Source organism: Streptomyces sp. NPDC051104, assembly GCF_040682835.1.
GTDB lineage: Bacteria > Actinomycetota > Actinomycetes > Streptomycetales > Streptomycetaceae > Streptomyces > Streptomyces cynarae.
In genome coordinates, this window is the sequence record NZ_JBFBBS010000003.1 from 156013 (window position 1) to 176184 (window position 20172).

Consider the following 20172-nt stretch of genomic DNA (forward strand, 5'->3'; position numbering starts at 1 on the left):
CCCACTCCCGAGACCCCGGGCACTGAGCACCCGCTCCCCGGACCCGGCCCCGCAGACCCCGGCCCCGCAGACCCCGCTCCCGACAGTCCCTACACCTGCACCACCGGCTCCCTGGTGAACAGCGTCCCCAGGCTCGGCGCGTTCACCCGGCGGTCCACCAGGCGCAGCGCCTCCCACACCGTGACCTGGTTCGCCGTGAGGACCGGTTTGGCCAGGTCCTTCTCCAGGGCCGTCAGGTGCGCGGCCGTGTGGAGGGCGGTGTCCGGGATCAGGACCGCGTCCGCGTCGGCGTGGTCGCCCGCGCGGGCCAGCGCCAGGACCTCGTCGGCGCCCCATGCGGCCACCTGTGCCGCCGCTCCGGCGTCCGCGCCGTGGACCGCGACCACATCCGCGCCGGCCGCCCGCAGGAAGGAGGCGAACTCCTGCGCCACGTCGTCCGGGTACGTCGCCGCGACGGCCAGCCGCCGCGCCCCGATCTCCCGCACGGCGTGCACGAAACCGAACGCGGTGGACGACGCCGGCATCCCCGCGGCGCGCGCCAGGCTGCGCACCTGCCCGTGGGCGCCTTCCCAGCCGTGCAGGAAGCTGCCGCTGGTGGACGCCCACACCACCGCTTCGGCGCCCGAGAGCCGCAGCTCCTGAGCGCTCGACGCGAGCCGCTGCGGCGAGCCCATCTCCCGGAGCAGGTCGGTGCGGCGCGCGTCCTCGCCGACCTCGGTGTGCACGATGTCCAACCGGATGTCACCGGCCAGCAACTGCTCGATGCGGGGATAGTCGTCGTCGGCGAAGTGGCCCGGGTAGAGGAATCCGAGTGCGGTCATGCCCAACCTTCCTGTTCGTCCGGCGGTACGGGTCCCCGGTGCGCCGCCGCGTCGAGCAGAGCCTGCCCGGTGACCCATGGCGCGGGTACCCAGGTGAGGCGGAGCCGTCCCCCTCATCACCTGGTCGGTCGTGTTGACGGCACCGTGCCGGGGTGCGACGGTGGTCGATCCGCGCACGTCGGACGCCCCGTCGGCCGCTGTCGGCCGCCGCCGAACTCGAGGAACGGTTCCGCATGACGGCTTCCACGCCCGGCCCGACCGTGCTGGTCCTGGGCGGGGACCCGCTCCTTCGGCTCGGCCGGCTCACCGGCCGGGCGCGGATCGAGCACGTGGACGCCTCGAGGCTCGCCGCGCGGCTGCCGTACGCGGATGTGCTGCTCGTGTGGGACGTCGCCTCACGGGCGGTGCGCGACGCCTGGCCGGGCGAGGGACCGCGCCCGCGTTGGGTGCACATCGCGAGCGCGGGCGTCGATCATGTGCTGTGTCCGGAACTCGCCGCGTCCGGCACGGTGGTGACGAACGCGCGCGGCGTCTTCGAGCGGCCGGTCGCCGAGTACGTGGCCGCGCTCGTCCTCACCCTGGCCAAGGACCTGCCGCGCACCTGGGACCTGCAACGGGAGCGGGAGTGGCGGCACCGGGAGGCGCTGCGGGTGGCGGGCACGCGAGCGTGCGTGGTCGGTTCCGGACCGATCGGGCGGACGATCGCCCGTACGCTCAAGGCGCTCGAGGTGACCACGTCGATCGTGGGCCGGGTGCCGCGCACCGGCATCCACGGCCCGGCCGACCTGGACCGGCTGATGGCCCGCGCCGACTGGGTGATCGCGGCGGCGCCGCTGACCGAGCAGACGTACGGCATGTTCGACGCCCGCCGCTTCGGCGTCATGCAGCCGTCCGCCCGGTTCATCAACGTGGGGCGCGGGCAACTCGTCGTGGAGGAGGCGCTGGCCGAGGCGCTGACGAAGCGGTGGATCGCGGGCGCGGCCCTCGATGTCTTCCGGCAGGAACCGCTCGGTCCTGACAGCCCCTTGTGGCGGGTGCCGGACCTGCTGGTGTCCCCGCACATGAGCGGTGACACGGTCGGCTCTCAGGACGAGCTCGGGGCGCAGTTCCTGGCGCTGTACGAACGCTGGGCCGCGGGTAGACCGCTGCTGAACGTGGTGGACAAGAAACGGGGATACGTTCCCGGACACTGAGCCGCCGCCCGGTCGCCGTCGCCGCTGGTCAGCGCCCCGGCCAAGCGAAACGGCGGCCTCCGGTTCGGGCCGCCGAAGACGATCGGGGCCGGAACTGGCCTGAATACATCGCATGGTCCCGGGTAGCTGCGCGCCCATGGCTCCCCCACGGACGAATGCACGGACGTACGACCCGGGGCAACCCGGAACCACCCGCCGGTCGCTGCTCGCCGGTGTCGCCGCGTTCGGCGCACTGGGCGCGGCCGGCTGCAGCCGTGTCGCGGCGGCGTCGAGCACACCCGGCGGCGACCTGCTCAGCCGGCTCAGGGCCCAGGGCGTCGTCCGCCTCGGCATCGCCGGCGAGATCCCCTTCGGCTACATCGACAAGAACGGCCGTCTCACCGGCGAGGCCCCCGAACTGGCGAGGGTCGTCTTCAAACGGCTCGGCATCGACCGGGTGCAGCCCGTGCCGACCGAGTTCGGCTCGCTGATCCCCGGTCTGAACTCCCAGCAGTTCGACGTGGTCTCCGCCGGGATGTACATCACGCCGGAACGCTGCCGGCAGGTCATCTTCGCCGACCCCGACTACCAGATGCTCGACGCGTTCATCGTGCGCAAGGGCAATCCGAAGGGCCTGCACGACTACAAGGACGTCGTCGCGAAGAAGGCGAAACTGGCCACCGGCACCGGGTACGCGGAGATCCAGTACGCCGTCGAGGCCGGTTACAAGCAGAGCGACATGCTGATCGTGACGGACCAGGTGGCCGGCCTGAACGCCGTGGAGGCCGGCCGCGTCGACGTGTTCGCCGGGACCGCGCTGACGGTCCGTGAGGTCGTCAAGAAGTCCAGCAAGGCGGAGGCGACCAAGCCCTTCGCACCCCTGGTGAAGGGCAAACCGCACGTCGACGGCGGCGCCTTCGCGTTCCGGCCCACCGAGACCCGGCTGCGGGACGCCTTCAACGCCGAGCTGAGGAAGATGAAGGCGAGCGGCGAACTGTTCCGGATCCTGCGCCCGTTCGGCTTCACCAAGGCCGAGCTGACCGACATGACCGCGAAGGAGCTCTGCCGCGGATGACCTCGGGACTGTGGGAACTCGTACTGAAAGGCGTCTGGACCACGATCCGGCTCCTCGTGCTCGGCGCCCTGCTGGCGACGGCCGTCTCCTTCGCCGTCGGCATGGCGCGCACCCATCACAGATGGATCGTCCGCTTCCTCGCCGGCTTCTACACCGAGGTGTTCCGCGGCACGTCCGCCCTGATCATGATCTTCTGGGTGTTCTTCGTGCTGCCGCTCGCCTTCGGCTGGCAGCTGGTGCCGATGTGGGCGGGCACCCTCGCGCTGGGTCTGACGTACGGGGCGTACGGTGCGGAGATCGTGCGCGGCGCTCTGAACTCCGTGGATCCCGCGCAGCGTGAGGGCGGGATCGCGCTGAGCTTCACCCCGTGGCAGCGGATGCGGAAGATCCTGCTGCCGCAGGCGGTGCCCGAGATGATCCCGCCGTTCTCGAACCTGCTGGTCGAACTGCTCAAGGGGACCGCACTGGTGTCGATCATGGGCATGGGCGACCTGGCGTTCAGCGGCAATCTGGTGCGGCTCGCACTGCAGGAGAGCGCGCAGATCTACACCTACGTCCTGCTCATCTACTTCGTGATCGCCTTCCTGCTCACCCGGCTGATGCGGGGCCTCGAGCGCCGTCTGAAGGCCGGCGTCGGCAAGGCGCCGCGGCCCCGGCCCCGGGCCGCCGTGCGGCAGCCGGTCGGAGGTGGTGTCCGATGACCTGGGACTGGGGCGCCGTCCGCGCCTTCATGCCGCACTTCTTCGACGGCCTGGTCGTCACCCTGGAAGCGCTGGCCCTCGGCTCGCTGATCTCGTTCGCGGTCGGTCTGGTGTGGGCGCTGCTGATGCGCACACCGACCCGGTGGGTGCGCTGGCCGGTGGGCATCGTGACGGAGTTCATCCGCGACACCCCGCTGCTGGTGCAGCTGTTCTTCCTCTTCTACGTGCTGCCCGAGTGGGGTCTGACCTTCTCGGCGCTGACCACCGGCGTCGTGGCGATCGGTCTGCACTACTCCACGTACACCATGCAGGTCTACCGGGCCGGTATCGACGCCGTGCCCCCCGGCCAGTGGGAGGCGGCCACGGCGCTGAGCCTGCCGATGCGGCGCACCTGGACGGCCGTGATCCTGCCGCAGGCGATCCGCCGGGTCGTGCCGGCGCTCGGCAACTACGTGATCGCGATGCTGAAGGACACGCCGATGCTGATGGCGATCACCGTCCTCGACATGCTCGGCCAGGCGCGGCTCTTCTCCCAGCAGCACTTCCAGTTCACCGAGCCGCTCACCGTGATCGGTGTGGCCTTCGTCCTGATCTCCTACCCCGCCTCCCTCCTCCTGCGAGCACTGGAGCGACGCCTTGTCCGCTGACACGCCCCTGATGAAGCAACCCGACGCCCATGCCCACCCGCAGGCGGCCTCCGGCGAGCTGATCCGCCTGGAGAAGGTCACCAAACGGTTCGGTGACCACACGGTCCTCGACCAGCTCGACTTCTCCGTCGACGCGGGCCGGCACGTGACGCTGATCGGCCCGTCCGGCTCCGGCAAGACCACGATCCTGCGGCTGCTGATGACCCTGACCAAGCCCGACGAGGGCACGATCACGGTCGGTGGACAGCGTCTGTACCCGGCGCCCGAGAAACAGGTCCGGGAGATCCGCAAGAACATCGGGATGGTCTTCCAGCAGTTCAACCTGTTCCCGAACATGAAGGTGCTGCGGAACATCACCGAGGCCCCGGTGACCGTGCTCGGCCTGTCGAAGGACGAGGCAGAGGAGCGGGCACGCGAGCTGCTCGACCTGGTCGGGCTGAGCGACCACCTGGACAAGTACCCGAGCCAGCTCTCGGGAGGCCAGCAGCAGCGCGTGGCGATCGCCCGCGCCCTCGCGATGCGCCCGCAGGTGCTGCTGCTGGACGAGGTGACGTCCGCGCTCGACCCGGAGCTGGTCGCCGGGGTCCTCGACGTGCTCCGTGACATCGCGCACAGCACGGACATCACGATGCTCTGTGTGACCCACGAGATGAGCTTCGCGCGGGACATCTCCGACCGTGTCCTGATGTTTGATTCCGGCCACGTCATCGAGGCCGCTCCCCCGGACAAGATCTTCAGCGAGCCCGAGCACACACGCACGCGGGAATTCCTCAGCGCAGTGCTGTGACTACAGGAAGTGAAAGCGGCGGCCCTCTCCAGGTCGTGGCGCACGGGACATGACCTCGGCATATGCCAGAGTGGCGCGTTCCTGCTGAGCGGGCCGAAGCCGCCGCAAAGTTCCACAACACCCGCTCTACGATGTGCGTTTGAGCCGTATCGTGGAGGCAGTCAAGCTGTCCCGAGGATGGCCCAAAAAGCGCAGGGGGAGACCGTGGCGCTGACCCATGAGCCGACCGCCCCGTACCACTCGGCCCAGGACGCCCTGCGTGTCCTCGAGACCGTGGCGCGGCACTCCACCGGTATCACCGACGCCGAGCTGGCCCGCCACACGGGTCTCGGCACCCAGCGACTGACCTCGCTCCTGCGGATGCTGCGCCGGGAGGGGTACGTCGAGCAGACGATCGACGGCGCGTACGTCACCGGGGCCGCCCTCAGCCGGCTCGGCTCCGCCCAGGGACATGAGCAGGCGCTGCGCGAGCAGCTCCAGCGCACCCTGGACCGGCTGCGCGACTCGGTGGGTGCCGCCGTCTATATCAGCCGCTACATCGACGGCGAGGTGCGGGTCACCCAGTGCGCCGCGAGTGCGCTGGCGCCCGCGGTGCACGAGTGGGTGGACTTCCGCTCCTCGGCGCACGCCAGCGCGGTCGGCAAGAGCCTTCTCGGCCAGCTCGACGTGAACGGCCGCCGGGACCACCTCGCCCGGTACAAGATGGCCAGGCTGACCTCACGGACGATCACCAGCGAGAAGGTCCTGCTCTCCCGCCTGGACGCCCACCCGCCGACGGTGCCGGTGCTCGACCTGCAGGAATACGCGATGGGCACGGTCTGCGCGGCCGTCCCGATCACCGCGGGCTCCTCGGTCGGCTGCCTGGCCCTGTCCCTGCCGGTCCAGCAGGCCCACCGGCTGCGACAGGCGGCGGAGCGGCTGAACAGGGGCGCGGCCCCGGTGGTCCTGTCCCTCACGATCTGAGCGATCCGGGATGGTCCACAGGGGTGGTCACGAGCACCCCCGTGGACCAGGTAGTATTTCTTTTGTCGCCGGGAGCGAAAGCCGAAAGCGACAGAGTCTGCGCCGCTAGCTCAGTTGGTTAGAGCAGCTGACTCTTAATCAGCGGGTCCGGGGTTCGAGTCCCTGGCGGCGCACGATGAGGGGCTCCTCGCGAAAGCGAGGGGCCCTTTTTGCGCTGGTCCGGTGTGGTGGAGGCCACAGGGGCCCGGAGGGTCCCAGGCGGCGGCGTCCACCGCGCCGCCCTGACCGTCAGCTTTGGAGGTCCACGGCGACCGTGGCCATGAAGCCGACGCAGAACACGAAGATCCCGCAGAGGAAACCCAGGATGCCGGCGGTGGCCACCGCCTGCCTGCCCCGCCTCGGGGGGCGCGCGGTCGCCACGACCCCCGCGCGGCCCTCGGCGTAGTGGACGGTGACGATGTCGCCCTCGACCGTCGTCCCCGGGCCGCCCTCCTCCTCGAACCGGATGCCGACGCCGTCCCGCGTCGTGAACTCGTAGACGTGGTGCAGCGTGGTGCGCACGGAGGTGTCGTTCCGGCCGCCGTGGACGGTCGTGTACGCCTTGAGGCAGCGCCCCTCGGCCGTCAGCCCGCTGTTCCACGCGCTTCTGATCTGCAGCCAGCGGTACACCACCCGGTACCCCAGGAAGCCGGCCGCGGCCATGATCAGTACGGGTACGACGTAGAGCATCGCGTCCATGGGTTCCCCCCGAGGTCACAGGTCCGGTTCCGCACACCGGCGCTTCACCGCCGGTGTGCGGAACCTACCCGTGGGGGGTGGCGGATTGGCTCAAGAAAGCCTCAGAGCTCGGGAGGTGAGGATCCGGGCTCAGAACGTGACGTCGGCGCAGGAGTAGAACGCGTTGCCCGTGTCCGCGATCGTCCACACGCCGAGGATCAGGTGGTGGCCGCTCAGCCCGGTCGGCAGGGTGCCGGTGTGGGTGAGCGTGGACGGCGGGCGCTGACCGTTGTACGGGACGGTCAGGAAGGGGGTGAGGTTGAGGTCCGCGCGGGTCAGGGCGTGGTCCTGGTTCCAGCCCGGTTTGGTGACGTAGTACCGGAAGTCGGTCGTGGCGTGCGAGGCCGTGAACTGCCAGCGGAAGGTGTAGCTCTGCCCGCCGGTCACCTTCGTCGTGGGCCAGGGCGCGCCCGAGGGCGTCCTCGGCTGGTCGAGCGCGCCGAAGTTGGTGTGGTTCGCCGAGCAGATCCGGCCGTCGCCGGGGCCGGCGGCCGGGAAGCCCTTGGGGCCCTCGACGCTCTGCGGTTCCCATTGGATGTCGCCGCAGCCGGTGACGATGCCACCGTTCGCGGCGCACATCTTCTGCCTGCTGAGGGGCTGGTCGGTGTAGCCGTGGGCGCTGGCGCCGCCGGTGGAGAGCACGAAGGCTCCCGCGGTCGCGAGGCCCAGCACGGCGGCGTACAACCTGATCCTGGTGCGCATGCTGCCGCTCCTTGTGAACGTGGGGGAGTTCAGTGAGCCTTGCAGGTCTAGACCAAGCCTCAGATTATTGCCGTATGTTGAACATGTCCATACCAATCGCACACACCGATCGCGGGGCTCTGTTCGCGCCGCCCGTGGCCGGCGCCCGCCGTTGGCCGGCAGGCGCCGCCTCCCCGGGGCGGCGCACACCTCAGCCCGTCGTCCGCCTCAGCCCGTCGTCCGCCTCACCCCCCGTCGCCCGCCCGTCCCGTGCAGAACGCCACCGTCAGGTCCCGCACCAGCGCCTTGCGTTCGTAGTCGTCGAGGTCCGCCAGGCCGCGCGCGGTCAGCCGGGTCACCGTCTCCTCCACCGAGTCCAGGACCGAGCCGATCACCGCGTCACGGTGGTCCGCGTCGAACGCGTCGATACGGCGCCGCTGCATGCGGGCGGCGACCTCGGGGGCGTACTCGATCCGGGTCGGACGGGCCGAGAACACCTCCAGGCCGACCGATGCCACGTCCGCCGCGACCAGCCGGGTCAGCGTGTCGCCGACCGCCTCGACATTGCGCAGGCTCACCACGTCCGCCACCGCCGGCAGGTCGGCCGGCACCTGGGGCAGCACCCGCGCGAGCGCCGACTCGACGCACTCCCGCAGATAGGTCTCGTGGTCGTCGATGCCGAACACGGCGCGCGCGGTGTCCCGGACCTGCCAGGTCACCAGCACCACCACGCGCAGCGCGACCCCGTTGGCGTCCACCGCGGGGATCGGCTCGCTGCGCCAGTGGCGCAGCCGTACGTCGACCCGGCGGCACAGCACCAGCGGATTGACCCACATCAGGCCGGTGTGGCGCACCGTTCCCCGGTAGCGGCCGAACAGCGACAGGGCCCAGGCGCGCCCGGTGTCCCCGCGGCTGAGCCCACCGAAGCCGAAGAGGAGGAGCGCGCCCGCGACGGCGTACGCGGCCCACTGTGCGAGCCCGAGCCTCGTGCCCGAGACCGGCGGAAGGTCCAGCGCGCGCACCATGGCCGGCGGCAGGACGCCCGCCCACCACGAGGCGGCCACGCAACCGGCCGTTCCAGCGATCCCGGCCAGCAGGCCCGCCGCCCAGGGCAGCACCCGCGCGGGCCGTTCGATCAGTTCGGGGTCCACCATCGGCACCTGCCGCCTGGGGGCGGCGGGCACCTGGACCCGCGGTTGCTCACCGGTGCCGAGCCGCCGTCCTACGACGGTCGGGGCGAGCGGCAGCGGCTCGCTGTCGGGTCCTTTCCGGAACAGCAGGTGCACCGGGATCTCGGTGGTCGACTCGCTGTGGATGATCCGGCCGGGCCGCGCGTCGGCGCCCTCCGGCTCCTCCTCTTGCTCCGGGGTCTGTGATGTCGTCGTAGTCATTTGTGCCTCCACACACGTCAGGAGAAGAGCCGTCGCCAGGTCTCCGGCCCCGGGAAGCCGTCGGCCTCACGGCCGTTCCAGCCCTGGGCGCGCTGGAAGGCCTCCACGTTGCGCCGGTCGGCCTCGCCCCAGCGCGCGTCGGGACCGCCGGTGTAATGCGCGCCGAACCCCTTTTCGACCAGCTTCCGGCCCAGCAGGGCGACGTGCGGGTTGGCCGCGCCCGGCCGGAACACGTCCCGGCCCGGGTACTCGGGCGCCTCCGGCGCGGAGGCGCTCCGCAGTCGGGGGGCGCCGACCCCGACCCTGCCGAGGGACCGGCCGGGAGTCGTCACCACCGGGCGTTTGCCACCCGGCCCCGACGCCGGGTGCGTCGAGTCGTCGGGCCCCGGCATTCCGGGGACATCGCGGATGTCGGGGACGCCGGGAACGCCAGAGACGCCGGGCGCCCCGGGAACGGTGAGCCCGGGGACCGGCGCCTCCTTGCTCTGGGTGCTCTCCTTGGTCTCGGTGATGTTCTTGTAGCGGTAGGGCACATAGCGGCTGGAATTCGACCAGTACGCGTACGGGGTGACCTTCCGGCGAGCGCCCGGCGGGGTCTCCTCGTAGGCAATGTAGGACGTGCGCTTGTAGTCCGACCAGCCGCCGAAGATGACGACGTGCGAGCCCTTCTCCGGATTGTCGGGATTATGGAAGAGGAGAATGTCACCCGGCTGCAGCTGCTCCCTGGTGATGCGCACGCCGAACTTGTCGAGGCTGCCCGTCCATTCGTTCGAGCCAAGGTTCCAGGCCATCGAGACGAAGCCGGAGCAGTCCTGCCGGTAACCGTCGGACCAGTAGTCGTCCATGCTGTAGGGGACCCGGGCATTGATCCACTTCTTGGCCCGGTTGATGATGTCGGCGCGGGTCGTCGCGGCCGCAGCGGTCAGGTTCGGGCCGCCGGCCGGGCCGTGCAGCGGTGCGGCCTTCCCCTGCGGGGTGTCCGGAGGCTGGTCACTCGCGGGCACGGACGGCGCGGGCGGCACCGGCGGTGCCGGCGAGGCGAGCGGCGCGTGGGTGGCCGCGACGGTGGGCGTCGCCTGGACCATGCCCAGCGCCGTGCCCGCGGCGGCGGCCAGCGCGAGGGCCGTGCGGGCCGTCGGGCGGCGGATCCCCCCGACGGCGGAGGAGGGAGGGATGACGCGGCGCCGACGTACACAGCCGGGGCAGTCGCAGTCAGTCGTGGGTTCGAATTCCTCGAATACCGGTGTCTCCATGCGACGTCCCTCACACTCCCTGTCCGCATTCGGGGGAATCTGCGCCGTTAGTCGTCTTAGTCCTCTTTTCTGCACATCCGTCAGTTACCCATGCGCACAGGGAAAGCGCAGGATGACGGGCCGAATGATGTAAGCGAAGTCATTCGCACGGGTACCGGTCCCTCCGGACGGAGGCCTCCTCGAGCCCGGCGCGGTCAGGATCACCACCTGGCGTCGGGTAGAGTTGTCCAGGTCAGCAGGCGCCGCTAGCTCAGTTGGTTAGAGCAGCTGACTCTTAATCAGCGGGTCCGGGGTTCGAGTCCCTGGCGGCGCACGATGGCGATGGCGAGGCGTGTTCGCGGAAAGCGCGAACCGTCTCGCCATCGTTGTTTCTGCGCGGCTTCGCCGCCGTTGTGGGGGCTTCGCCACCCACACCCCCCTTCAGGTCGGCTGCCGTCGCCGCCTGGCGTGTATGGCACCCCCCGGCATGTCCGCCCGCTTCAGATCGACCCGCTGTCCGGCGCATACGCCCTCCCCGGGGCTCACCTGCGGCCGCCGTCCAGCACGTACTGCGCCCCACCAGGTCCGTCCGCGGTCGCACGGTCCGGCGCGGAGGCACCCCGTCCACACGCGCCGCAGTGGCGTCCTCGGCGCACAGGGCACCCCCCGCCGCGGTTCCACCTTGCCGCACCGTCCGGACAGAGCGGAGCCGGTGGCGCCGTAAGGAACCACTTCCTCAACATCCGTACACGAGTGGTCGCAACCGCACCACAAGGCACCAAGAAACGACACATTGAGTCGGTATGACCGGTAAACACCGTGTTTCGTATCTTGCGATCAAGCCGGACGCCGTAGAACTCTGGACTCCAAGGGATTGCCGTTGCACGGCAGTTGGGGGTAGGGACCGGTTGCCAGGCGCGGGGATGGGGGCCCGCAGAAAAGGACGTCGAGGGGGACGTCACGCAATCGGAAGGTGGCTCTTCGTGTCGATATCGTGGAGATGACGCGGTGACGCCGACCTGTCACTGATTCGTCCGTCAAGGTCGAGGGGGACCCAAAGCGGGCGAAAGCCAGCAAAAACACACACGCACTTGTGCGTGCGGGGGGATGACTCATGACGTCGACGCCGACGGGCGCCCGGCAGGACTTCGACCCGTCAGAGACGACCCGGCTCAGGGTGGTGTCGCACCGAACGGGCCACACCGGCACCATCCACCGGATCAAACGGACACTGCCCAGATACGACTACGAGCACTACAGCCGCCTGGCGGGTCCCCTCACCGAACCGGACCCGACCAAGCCGTACAAGGTCCAGTACCGCTCACTGCTCTCCCAGGAGACGCACCGCATCCGCGCCGCCCTCATGCTGGGCGCGGCACCGCTGCTGTCGCTGATCCTGCTCGCCTGGCTGCTGCAGCCCGAACACTGGACCGAACGCGACTATCCCGCCTATGACTTCCTGCCGGCCCTCGACATCGTGATGCTCGTCTCGATCGGCCTGATCGAGTTCTTCCGGTGCATGAACGTACTGTCGAACGCGCATGCCACCCTGGTCGCCCGCGACCCGGTCCCCGTGGTGCCCGAGACCGGCAGCAGAGTCGCGTTCATCACCACCTACGTGCCCGGCAAGGAACCGCTGTCGATGGTGACGAAGACCCTGGAGGCCGCCGTCCGGCTGCGCCACCGGGGCCTTCTGCATGTCTGGCTCCTCGACGAGGGCGACGACCCCGAGGTGAAGCGGGTCTGCGAGCGCCTGGGCGTGCACCACTTCACCCGCAAGGGTGTCGAGAAGTGGAACCGGCCCACGGGACCGCACCGCGCGAAGACCAAGCACGGCAACTACAACGCCTGGCTGGAGGCGCACGGCGACGACTACGACTACTTCGCCTCCGTCGACACCGACCATGTTCCGCTGCCCAACTACCTCGAGCGGATGCTCGGTTACTTCCGCGACCCGGACGTCGGCTTCGTCATCGGCCCGCAGGTGTACGGCAACTACGACACCTTCGTCACCAAGGCCGCCGAGTCGCAGCAGTTCCTCTTCCACGCGCTGATCCAGCGCGCCGGCAACCGCTACGGCGCCCCCATGTTCGTCGGCACCTCCAACGCCGTGCGGATCAGCGCCCTGAAGCAGATCGGCGGTCTGTACGACTCGATCACCGAGGACATGGCGACCGGGTTCGAGATGCACCGCCACAGGAACCCGGGCACCGGCAGGAAGTGGAAGTCCGTCTACACCCCGGACGTGCTCGCGGTCGGCGAGGGCCCGGCCGCCTGGACGGACTTCTTCACCCAGCAGCTGCGCTGGTCGCGGGGCACGTACGAGACGATCCTCAAGCAGTACTGGAAGGGCTTCTTCTCACTGCCGCCCGGCAGGCTCTTCAACTACACCATGATGATCATCTTCTACCCGATGTCGGCCCTCAACTGGATCCTGGCGGCGCTGAGTTGCGCCCTGTTCCTGGGCCTGGGCGCCTCGGGTGTGAACATCGACCCGACGGTCTGGCTGATGCTGTACGGCAACGCGTCGGCCCTCCAGATCGGCCTGTACATCTGGAACCGCCGGCACAACGTCTCCCCGCACGAGCCGGAGGGCTCCGGCGGTGTGGCGGGCATGGTGATGTCGGCGCTGTCCGCGCCGGTCTACGCCCGCTCGCTCATCGACGCGGTGCTGCGCCGCAAGAGCAGGTTCGTGGTGACCCCCAAGGGCGATTCGGCCAGCCCCGACACGTTGTTCGGGACGTTCCGGATCCACCTGTTCTTCGTCCTGGTCTTCGGCGGCTCGATCGTCGCCGGTCTCCTCCTCGGCCACTCCCACCCCGCGATGATCATCTGGGCCTCGCTGGCCCTGCTGATCACGGCCTCACCGATCGTCGCCTGGCGCTGGACCCTGCGACAGGCGAAGAAGAAGCCGGCCGCGGCGGACGAGCCGCAGGACACCGCGGTGATACCGCACCAGCCCACCGGGCCGCACACACCGGGGCAGCGGCCCGCCTTGGCCGGACACGACGACCAGACCATGCAGATCGCTCTTGGGGGACGCAAGAAATGAATGACCAGGCCGGCCGCCGTCGCGCTCGACGGCTGGCGCTCGGCACGGCGGTGGTCCTCGCGCTGGGCGGAATGAACGGCCCGTGGCTGTACCGTTTCGGGACGGCGCAGTACCACGACTACGTCATCAACAAGCCCGAGTACAAGGCGGAGAACGGGCACTGGCAGATCGTCGAGTTCCCCAAGGAGTACCGCCAGGACACCATTCACGCGGTGCTGCTGCACACCGGCAAGGTGCTGATGATCGCCGGATCGGGCAACAACCAGGACAACTTCGACAAGAAGCAGTTCGACACCCGGATCTGGGACCCCGTCAAGGGGACCATCAAGAAGGTGCCCACGCCGAACGACCTGTTCTGCACGGGCCACACCCAGCTCGCGGACGGCAAGATCCTGATCGCGGGCGGCACCAAGCGGTACGAGAAGCTGAAGGGGGACGTCACCAAGGCCGGCGGCCTGATGATCGTCCACAACGAGAACCCGGACAAGCCGATCACCCTGCCCGCGGGCACCAGATTCAAGGGCAGGGAGAACGGCAGGACCTTCGTGTCCAAGGACCCGGTCCTCGTACCGCGTGCGACGAAGGTGTTCGACAAGAAGACCGGGAAGTTCCTGCGCAACGACCCCGGTCTCGGCCGTATCTACGTCGAGGCGGAAAGGAGCGGGGCGAAGTACGAGACCGGCACCCAGGACAACTACCGCATCCAGGGTCTGACCGGCGCCGACGCGCGCAACACCTACGGCATCGCGCAGAAGCTGGCCCTCGACAAGAAGGACTTCCAGGGGATCCGTGACGCCTACGAGTTCGACCCGGTCGCGGAGAAGTACATCAAGGTCGACCCGATGAACGAGGCCCGCTGGTACCCGACGCTCACCACGCTGAGCGACGGGAAGATCCTCAGCGTCTCCGGGCTCGACGACATCGGGCAGCTCGTCCCCGGCAAGAACGAGGTCTTCGACCCGAAGACGAAGAAGTGGACGTACACCCCGAAGATCCGTCAGTTCCCGACCTACCCGGCGCTGTTCCTGATGCAGAACGGCAAGATCTTCTACTCCGGTTCGAACGCGGGCTACGGACCGGACAACGTGGGCCGCGACCCCGGCATCTGGGACGTCGACACCGACAAGTTCACCAAGCTGCCCGGCCTCAGCGACCCGGCCATGATGGAGACGTCCGGCACGGTTCTGCTGCCGCCCGCGCAGAACGAGAAGTACTTGGTGATCGGCGGCGGCGGGGTCGGCGAGTCCAAGCTGTCCAGCAAGAGGACACGGCTGATCGACCTGAAGGACGACAACCCGGGATTCGTCGACGGCCCGTCCCTGGAGAAGGGCACGCGCTACCCGCAGTCCTCCGTCTTGCCCGACGACACGGTGCTCGTCTCGGGCGGCTCGGAGGACTACCGCGGCCGCGGCGACTCCAACATCCTCCAGGCTCGGATCTACCACCCGGACAGCAACACCTTCCAGCGGGTCGCCGACCCGCTGGTGGGCCGCAACTACCACTCGGGCTCGATCCTGCTGCCCGACGGGCGGGTGATGTTCTTCGGTTCGGACTCGCTGTACGGCGACAAGGCGAACACCAAGCCGGGCAAGTTCGAGCAGCGGGTCGAGATCTACACGCCGCCGTACCTGTACCGGGACGGTCGCCCCTCGTTGTCGGGCGGGCCGCAGACCGTCGCACCGGGCGCCTCGGGGACGTTCACCTCGCAGCACGCGTCGGCGATCCGGAAGGTGCGGCTGATCCGGCCGAGTGCGTCGACGCACGTCACGGACGTGGACCAGCGGTCGATCGCCCTCGACTTCAAGACGTCCGGCGACAGGATCACGGTGACCGTCCCGAAGAACCGGAACCTTGTTCTTCCGGGCTGGTACATGCTGTTCGCCGACGACGACCAGGGGACGCCGTCGGTGGCGCAGTGGGTGAAGGTGCCGTAGCTCGTACGCACGTGGGGGCGCCCTCCGCCTTGGAGGGCGCCCCCACTGTCGTGGCGGACGCTTCTCGCCGGCGCCGCCAGCCGGCGCCACCAACCGGCGCCACCAACCGACGCTACTTGCCGGCCGCGACGAGCTTCAGTGCGTAGTCGGCCCACCACTGCCCGGCCTTCGGGCCGCCCTTGCAGGTGCCGTCCGACTCTCCAGGGCGTTTGACCCAGAGATAGGCGTCCACCAGCGGGTCCGCCGTCCTCGTCGTCGGGGGCTCGCCCAGGGCCCGGTCCGGCGGGTTGCACCAGCGCTGCTGGGGGTCGCCGTCCGTGTAGGGGCCGTTGCCGTTGCGGCTGGTGTCGACCACGAAGTGCTTGCCGCCGACCTTCGCCGACAGCTGCTTGCCGTAGGCGATCGAGTCCTCGGTCGAGTAGAAGTTGGAGACGTTCACCGCGAAGCCGTCCGCCTGGTCGACGCCCGCCTGCTTCAGCGGCTGGAAGATCTCGTCCGGGTGCTGCCAGCCCGCGTTGCCGGCGTCCAGGTACACCTTCGTGTTCCTCAGCGCCTTCAGCCTGGTGATCGCGCCCTTGAGCAGGTCGTAGCGCTCTTCGTGGAACTGGTCCGGTGTGCACCCGTCCACCATGTGCAGGACGGCGTCCGGCTCCAGGACCACCGTCGTGTGCCGGTCCCCGATGCCCCGGGCCACGTCCTCGATCCACGCCCGGTAGGCGTTGCCGTCGGCCGCACCGCCCTGCGAGAACTGGCCGCAGTCGCGGTGCGGGATGTTGTAGAGGACCAGGATCGCCGTACGGTCCGCCTTCTCGGCGGCCTCGGTGAAGCCCCGCGCCTCCGACTCCGGGTTCTCCGGGCCGATCCACTCCCCCGTCGGCTGCTCGGCGATCTTCCTGATCTGGTCCGCCTCGACCGACCTCCCGGCCTTCTGGTACGCGGTGACCTGCCGTGCCGCGTTCCCGTCCGGGTTGACCCAGAACGGGTCCGAAGCCTTCGGCTGCTGGGTGATCCTGCCCCCCGGGCCGCGCTCCTTGTCCTCGCTCCCGCCCCCGGAAGAGGAACACCCGGCCATCAGTAGCGCGGCTCCCACCGCGGCCACCGTGGCGACGCGTGCCCCCGCACTCCTCGTCCCGTACATCCAACTCCCCCTTGGCTGTACCGCGTTCCGCACCAATCGTGACATACCCGCCGCGTCACGGTGAGCCACTCGTGAGGTACGCCGACACGATCACATTGGCCGAGTACGTGTCGCTCGCCTTGTCGTAGGCGCCGCCGCAGGTGATCAGCCGCAGCTCGGCCCGGCCCGGTTCGCGCTGCCCGTACGCCTGCCGGGCGTCGAAGTGGTCACGGGAGAGCACCTCGACGCTCTCGACGGCGAACTCGGCGACTTTGCCGTCGTCGCGGACCACCCGCACCGTGGCGCCCGGCCGGAGGGTGCCGATCCGGTAGAAGACGGCGGGCTTGCTCCGGGTGTCGACGTGCCCGACGAACAGCGCCGTTCCGGCGGCCCCCGGGGTCACCCCGCCCTGGTACCACGCGACCACCCCGGGCTCGTCGAACGGCGGCGGTTCGACACCACCCTGCGCGTCAAGGCCACGCGCCACCACCGGTGCCTGCACGCCCAGGTCGGGGATGTCGACACGCAGTGGCAGAGCCTGCTTCAAAGGCGTCGCGGCAGGCGGACGTTGTGCCGTCGGGGGCCGCCCGACGGCGGCCATGTCGCCGGTCGTCGGCGCGGAGATCCCCGGGCGTACGTCGGTGACCTCACGGCCCCACATCCACAGCCCGAGCAGCAGGATCACCCAGGCGACGCCCATCAGCAGGCGCCCGGTACCACAGGAACGTTCATGCGCGGACATGGCTCACTCCGTGCCACGGCCCCGGCGGGCACCGCGCGCGACGACCACGACGCCGGCGACGCCCGCGAGGACCAGCCCGATCACCGCGTGCCGCAGACCGGGCACGGCGACCCGGGGGTCGTCGGAGGAGGTGCCCGCCGTACCGCCGCCGCCCGCGTGCACCGGCGCGACCGGGGATGAGGGGAAGGACGGGGAGGGGGATGACGGGCGGGAGAGCTGGGAGGGGGCGGACGGCGAGGTCGTGGGGCCGGGGGACGTCGTACCGGTGGCGGCGTACGGCGTGAAGGGCGGAGTGGAGGGCGCGGACGCCGTGAGGCTGTCCGGCGCGACGGCGGTGGACGGCGCGGGACTGTCCGGCGCGACGGCGGTGGACGGCAGAGGGCTGTACGGCTGGACGGCGGTGGACGGCGTCGCGTTGTCCGGCGCAGGCGCCGTCGGGCCGGCCACGGTGAGCACGTCCCCGATCTCCCGGCCGTCGCAGCCGACCGTCACCTGGTACCGGCCCGGCGACAGCGCCGAGCGGACCCGGGTGTCGCCGGACAGTGTGCCGTCGCCCCCGACCAGCCGTGCCTGAGCCACGAACGCGTCCGACTCCGCGGTGCCGGTCGTGCCGGGGCAGCCCCGTACGGCCAGCCGGACATCGCTGCCGGGCGCGGGGAACGCGGGGGTCAGGACGACGCCCTGCGCGTCCGCCGCGTACGCCGCGGGCATGAGGGCGCCCGCGACGACGGCACCCGCACAGAGGGTGAGCCGTAGTGAACCCATCGTGAACCTCCCGATACCAGGAGACTCCCCCGACGGGCACTCCGGCGCATCCGGACGGGACCCTCGACTACTCCGTACGAGGGGCCGGCCCTGCGCCGTGCGGGCTGATGGGCCGCCCGGCGCGTCAGACCCGGTCGACGAGGTCCGCGATCGAGTTCACGACGTGGGACGGGCGGAACGGGTAGCGGTCGATGTCCTCGACGGTGGTCAGCCCGGTGAGCACCAGGAACGTCTGCATGCCGGCCTCGATGCCGGCCAGTACGTCGGTGTCCATCCGGTCGCCGATCATCGCGCTGGTCTCGGAGTGCGCCCCGATCGTGTTCAGACCCGTCCGCATCATCAGCGGGTTCGGCTTGCCCGCGAAGTACGGCTTCTTGCCGCTCGCCTTGGTGATCAGCGCGGCGACCGAGCCGGTGGCGGGCAGCGGGCCCTCGGGGGACGGGCCGGTCTCGTCGGGGTTGGTGCAGATGAACCGGGCCCCGTTCTTGATCAGCCGGACCGCCTTGGTCATGGCCTCGAAGGAGTACGTGCGGGTCTCGCCGAGCACCACGTAGTCGGGCTCGTGGTCGGTCAGGATGTAGCCGATGTCGTGCAGTGCCGTCGTCAGGCCGGCCTCGCCGATGACGTAGGCGGTGCCGCCGGGCCGCTGGTCGTCCAGGAACTTGGCGGTGGCCAGGGCCGAGGTCCAGATGTTGTCCACCGGCACGTCCAGACCCATGCGGCGCAGCCGGGCGTGCAGGTCGCGCGGGGTGTAGATCGAGTTGTTGGTGAGCACGAGGAAGGGCTTGCCGGACTCGCGCAGCTTCTTCAGAAAGGCGTCGGCGCCGGGGATCGGAACACCTTCGTGGATGAGCACGCCGTCCATGTCGGTGAGCCATGACTCGATGGGCTTGCGCTCTGCCATGTGCGATCTCCTGCCGTACGCAAGGGGAACCGGGGACTCCGGGGACGCCGGAAGACGGGGCGCCCGGGGGCCCCAGCGTAATCAGGGCCGGTCGGTCTCCTTCCCGCCGGGCACGGCGCACCGCGCGCGGGCCCGGCGGTGCCACCGGTACAGCAGCAGAGGCAGGCCCGCGGCGAGGAGGCCGCCCGCCGTCAGGAGCAGCCCGCCGGCCATCGTGCCGAGACCGCGCGGCGCCCGGGGGCCGGTGTCGGCGAGCGCCTCGGCGGCCGGACTGCGGCGGGGGGCGGAGGAGGACGTGGGTTCGGGTCGCGTCCGGGCGCCGGCCTCGATCGTGAACCGGTAGTCGTCCGACTGGCCGACCCAGTCGCCGTTGTCGCCGTGCCGCCGCACGATAGCGGCGGTCGCGGCGACCTCGTCCTGCGGGGTTCCGGAGGCGAACGCGAGCCGCACCTTCACGCCGAGGGTCCGGCCCGGGGCCACGGTGAAGCCGGGGAAGCCGTCGTCGAAGGGGCCGACCAGTTCCTGCTCGTCGGTGCGTTCGAAGGTGACGGGATGTGGGTGGTCGCCCTCGAAGAACTCCAGTTCGGCTTGGGCGGCCGTCAGCGCGCGGCGGGTGTCGACGAGGACGAGCACCGGGTGGATGTTGCCGCAGGTCTGCGCGGAGGTGTTCTTCAGGTCGATGTACCAGGTATGGGCGGCGCCGCCGGCCTCGTAGGTCCTGGGCCCGCCGCGGATGCGGGCGGTGAGGGGGAAGGTGTGCTGGTCCCGACCGGAGCAGGTGGGCCCCGGGTCGGCGGGGAGCGCGGCTGCGGGTGCCTGGAGGAGCAGCATGGCGGCGGCGAGGGCGCAGGGCAGGAGCACGGCCATGGGGGCGCGGAGGGCCAGTCGGACCAGTCCGGCCCGCCGGGGCCGGCGGGGACTGTGGGCCAAGCGGGGCCAGTGGGGCCGGCAGTGGGGCCAGCGGGGCCGATGGGGCAAGCGGGAGAGCGGGCGGGAGTGCTCTCCGGAGCGCCGAAGCGGTCGAGAGTGTCGCATGAAGATATGACCGGACAGGCGAGGTGACCCCAGGGCGCGCCACGCCCTCCGAGCCGGAGCCGGCGGCCCAAGTCCCCCCGATCAGCGCAGTCGCCGGGCCTGCGGGCGGGAGCCCGGGGCCGACCTTCCACCCGCCCGAAGACCCGGGGTCGACCTTCCGCCCGCCCGAACTCCCCGGCTCGCCCCTCCGCCCGCCCGAAGACCCAGGCTCACCCTTCCACCCGCCCGAACTCCCCGGCTCGCCCCTCCGCCCGCCCGAAGACCCAGGCTCACCCTTCCGCCCGCCCGAACTCCCCGGCTCGCCCCTCCGCCCCACCGAACACCTCGACTCGCCCCTCCACCCGCCCGAAGACCCCGGGTCACCCTTCGGCCCCAC

Annotated in this window: 18 protein-coding genes and 2 tRNA genes; 10 read left to right on the plus strand and 10 right to left on the minus strand. The window is 70.4% G+C overall.

All coding sequences use genetic code 11. The annotated features are described in order from the left end of the window. Positions 1–89: 89 nt before the first annotated feature. Entirely contained in the window at positions 90–821 is a 732-nt protein-coding gene (locus AB0N14_RS07325; RefSeq protein WP_366024726.1) for a decarboxylase, read from the minus strand. A gap of 233 nt (positions 822–1054) precedes the next feature. Between AB0N14_RS07325 and AB0N14_RS07330 the strand changes: the two genes are divergently transcribed. From AB0N14_RS07330 to AB0N14_RS07360, 7 genes are all read left to right on the plus strand, one after another. Further along, entirely contained in the window at positions 1055–2014 is a 960-nt protein-coding gene (locus tag AB0N14_RS07330; protein WP_366024727.1) for a D-2-hydroxyacid dehydrogenase, read from the plus strand. 136 nt (positions 2015–2150) lie between these two features. Beyond that, positions 2151–3068 carry an ectoine/hydroxyectoine ABC transporter substrate-binding protein EhuB gene (ehuB, locus tag AB0N14_RS07335; protein WP_366024728.1) on the plus strand — a complete coding sequence of 306 codons (918 nt, stop codon included), beginning with the start codon at positions 2151–2153 and terminating at the stop codon, positions 3066–3068. Beyond that, entirely contained in the window at positions 3065–3769 is a 705-nt protein-coding gene (gene ehuC / locus AB0N14_RS07340; protein WP_366024729.1) for an ectoine/hydroxyectoine ABC transporter permease subunit EhuC, read from the plus strand. Before ehuB ends, ehuC begins: the two co-directional genes overlap by 4 nt. Beyond that, positions 3766–4416, plus strand: a complete 651-nt coding sequence (gene ehuD / locus AB0N14_RS07345) for an ectoine/hydroxyectoine ABC transporter permease subunit EhuD (protein WP_366024730.1) — start codon at positions 3766–3768, stop codon at positions 4414–4416. The genes ehuC and ehuD overlap by 4 nt, the downstream gene beginning before the upstream one ends. Positions 4417–4426: 10 nt before the next feature. Continuing rightward, entirely contained in the window at positions 4427–5203 is a 777-nt protein-coding gene (gene ehuA, locus AB0N14_RS07350; protein ID WP_366024869.1) for an ectoine/hydroxyectoine ABC transporter ATP-binding protein EhuA, read from the plus strand. A 204-nt stretch (positions 5204–5407) separates the two neighbouring features. Further along, entirely contained in the window at positions 5408–6166 is a 759-nt protein-coding gene (locus AB0N14_RS07355; protein ID WP_366024731.1) for an IclR family transcriptional regulator C-terminal domain-containing protein, read from the plus strand. A 99-nt stretch (positions 6167–6265) separates the two neighbouring features. Continuing rightward, a tRNA-Lys gene (locus AB0N14_RS07360) sits at positions 6266–6339 on the plus strand. A gap of 115 nt (positions 6340–6454) precedes the next feature. Here AB0N14_RS07360 and AB0N14_RS07365 read toward each other — a convergent pair. The 4 genes from AB0N14_RS07365 to AB0N14_RS07380 form a co-directional block, all read right to left on the minus strand. Then, the gene (locus AB0N14_RS07365) at positions 6455–6904 is read right to left on the minus strand and encodes a DUF3592 domain-containing protein (RefSeq protein ID WP_366024732.1); all 450 of its coding nucleotides are present in this window, start codon (positions 6902–6904) and stop codon (positions 6455–6457) included. A gap of 129 nt (positions 6905–7033) precedes the next feature. Next, entirely contained in the window at positions 7034–7645 is a 612-nt protein-coding gene (locus AB0N14_RS07370; RefSeq protein WP_366024733.1) for a lytic polysaccharide monooxygenase, read from the minus strand. 224 nt (positions 7646–7869) lie between these two features. Then, entirely contained in the window at positions 7870–9015 is a 1146-nt protein-coding gene (locus AB0N14_RS07375; protein ID WP_366024734.1) for an SPFH domain-containing protein, read from the minus strand. 17 nt (positions 9016–9032) lie between these two features. Then, positions 9033–10268, minus strand: a complete 1236-nt coding sequence (locus tag AB0N14_RS07380) for a peptidoglycan-binding protein (RefSeq protein ID WP_366024735.1) — start codon at positions 10266–10268, stop codon at positions 9033–9035. A gap of 239 nt (positions 10269–10507) precedes the next feature. Between AB0N14_RS07380 and AB0N14_RS07385 the strand changes: the two genes are divergently transcribed. The 3 genes from AB0N14_RS07385 (at position 10508) to AB0N14_RS07395 (ending at position 15233) form a co-directional block, all read left to right on the plus strand. Continuing rightward, positions 10508–10581: transfer RNA gene (locus AB0N14_RS07385), tRNA-Lys, on the plus strand. A 780-nt stretch (positions 10582–11361) separates the two neighbouring features. After that, positions 11362–13299 (plus strand): glycosyltransferase family 2 protein, encoded by a 1938-nt coding sequence (locus tag AB0N14_RS07390; RefSeq protein ID WP_366024736.1) that lies wholly within the window; start codon positions 11362–11364, stop codon positions 13297–13299. Beyond that, positions 13296–15233 (plus strand): galactose oxidase-like domain-containing protein, encoded by a 1938-nt coding sequence (locus AB0N14_RS07395; protein ID WP_366024737.1) that lies wholly within the window; start codon positions 13296–13298, stop codon positions 15231–15233. The genes AB0N14_RS07390 and AB0N14_RS07395 overlap by 4 nt, the downstream gene beginning before the upstream one ends. 112 nt (positions 15234–15345) lie before the next feature. Here AB0N14_RS07395 and AB0N14_RS07400 read toward each other — a convergent pair whose 3' ends face one another. The 5 genes from AB0N14_RS07400 to AB0N14_RS07420 all read right to left on the minus strand — a co-directional run bounded on the left by AB0N14_RS07400 (position 15346) and on the right by AB0N14_RS07420 (position 19628). Continuing rightward, positions 15346–16371, minus strand: a complete 1026-nt coding sequence (locus AB0N14_RS07400) for a glycoside hydrolase family 6 protein (RefSeq protein ID WP_366024738.1) — start codon at positions 16369–16371, stop codon at positions 15346–15348. A 55-nt stretch (positions 16372–16426) separates the two neighbouring features. Next, positions 16427–17092, minus strand: a complete 666-nt coding sequence (locus AB0N14_RS07405) for a class F sortase (RefSeq protein WP_366024739.1) — start codon at positions 17090–17092, stop codon at positions 16427–16429. A 3-nt stretch (positions 17093–17095) separates the two neighbouring features. Beyond that, positions 17096–17857 (minus strand): hypothetical protein, encoded by a 762-nt coding sequence (locus AB0N14_RS07410; RefSeq protein WP_366024740.1) that lies wholly within the window; start codon positions 17855–17857, stop codon positions 17096–17098. Between the two features lie 124 nt (positions 17858–17981). Beyond that, positions 17982–18761 (minus strand): HAD-IIA family hydrolase, encoded by a 780-nt coding sequence (locus AB0N14_RS07415; protein WP_366024741.1) that lies wholly within the window; start codon positions 18759–18761, stop codon positions 17982–17984. 81 nt (positions 18762–18842) lie between these two features. Then, a complete protein-coding gene (locus AB0N14_RS07420; protein ID WP_366024742.1) occupies positions 18843–19628 on the minus strand; it encodes a hypothetical protein in 786 nt (261 codons plus the stop codon). Positions 19629–20172: the final 544 nt, after the last annotated feature.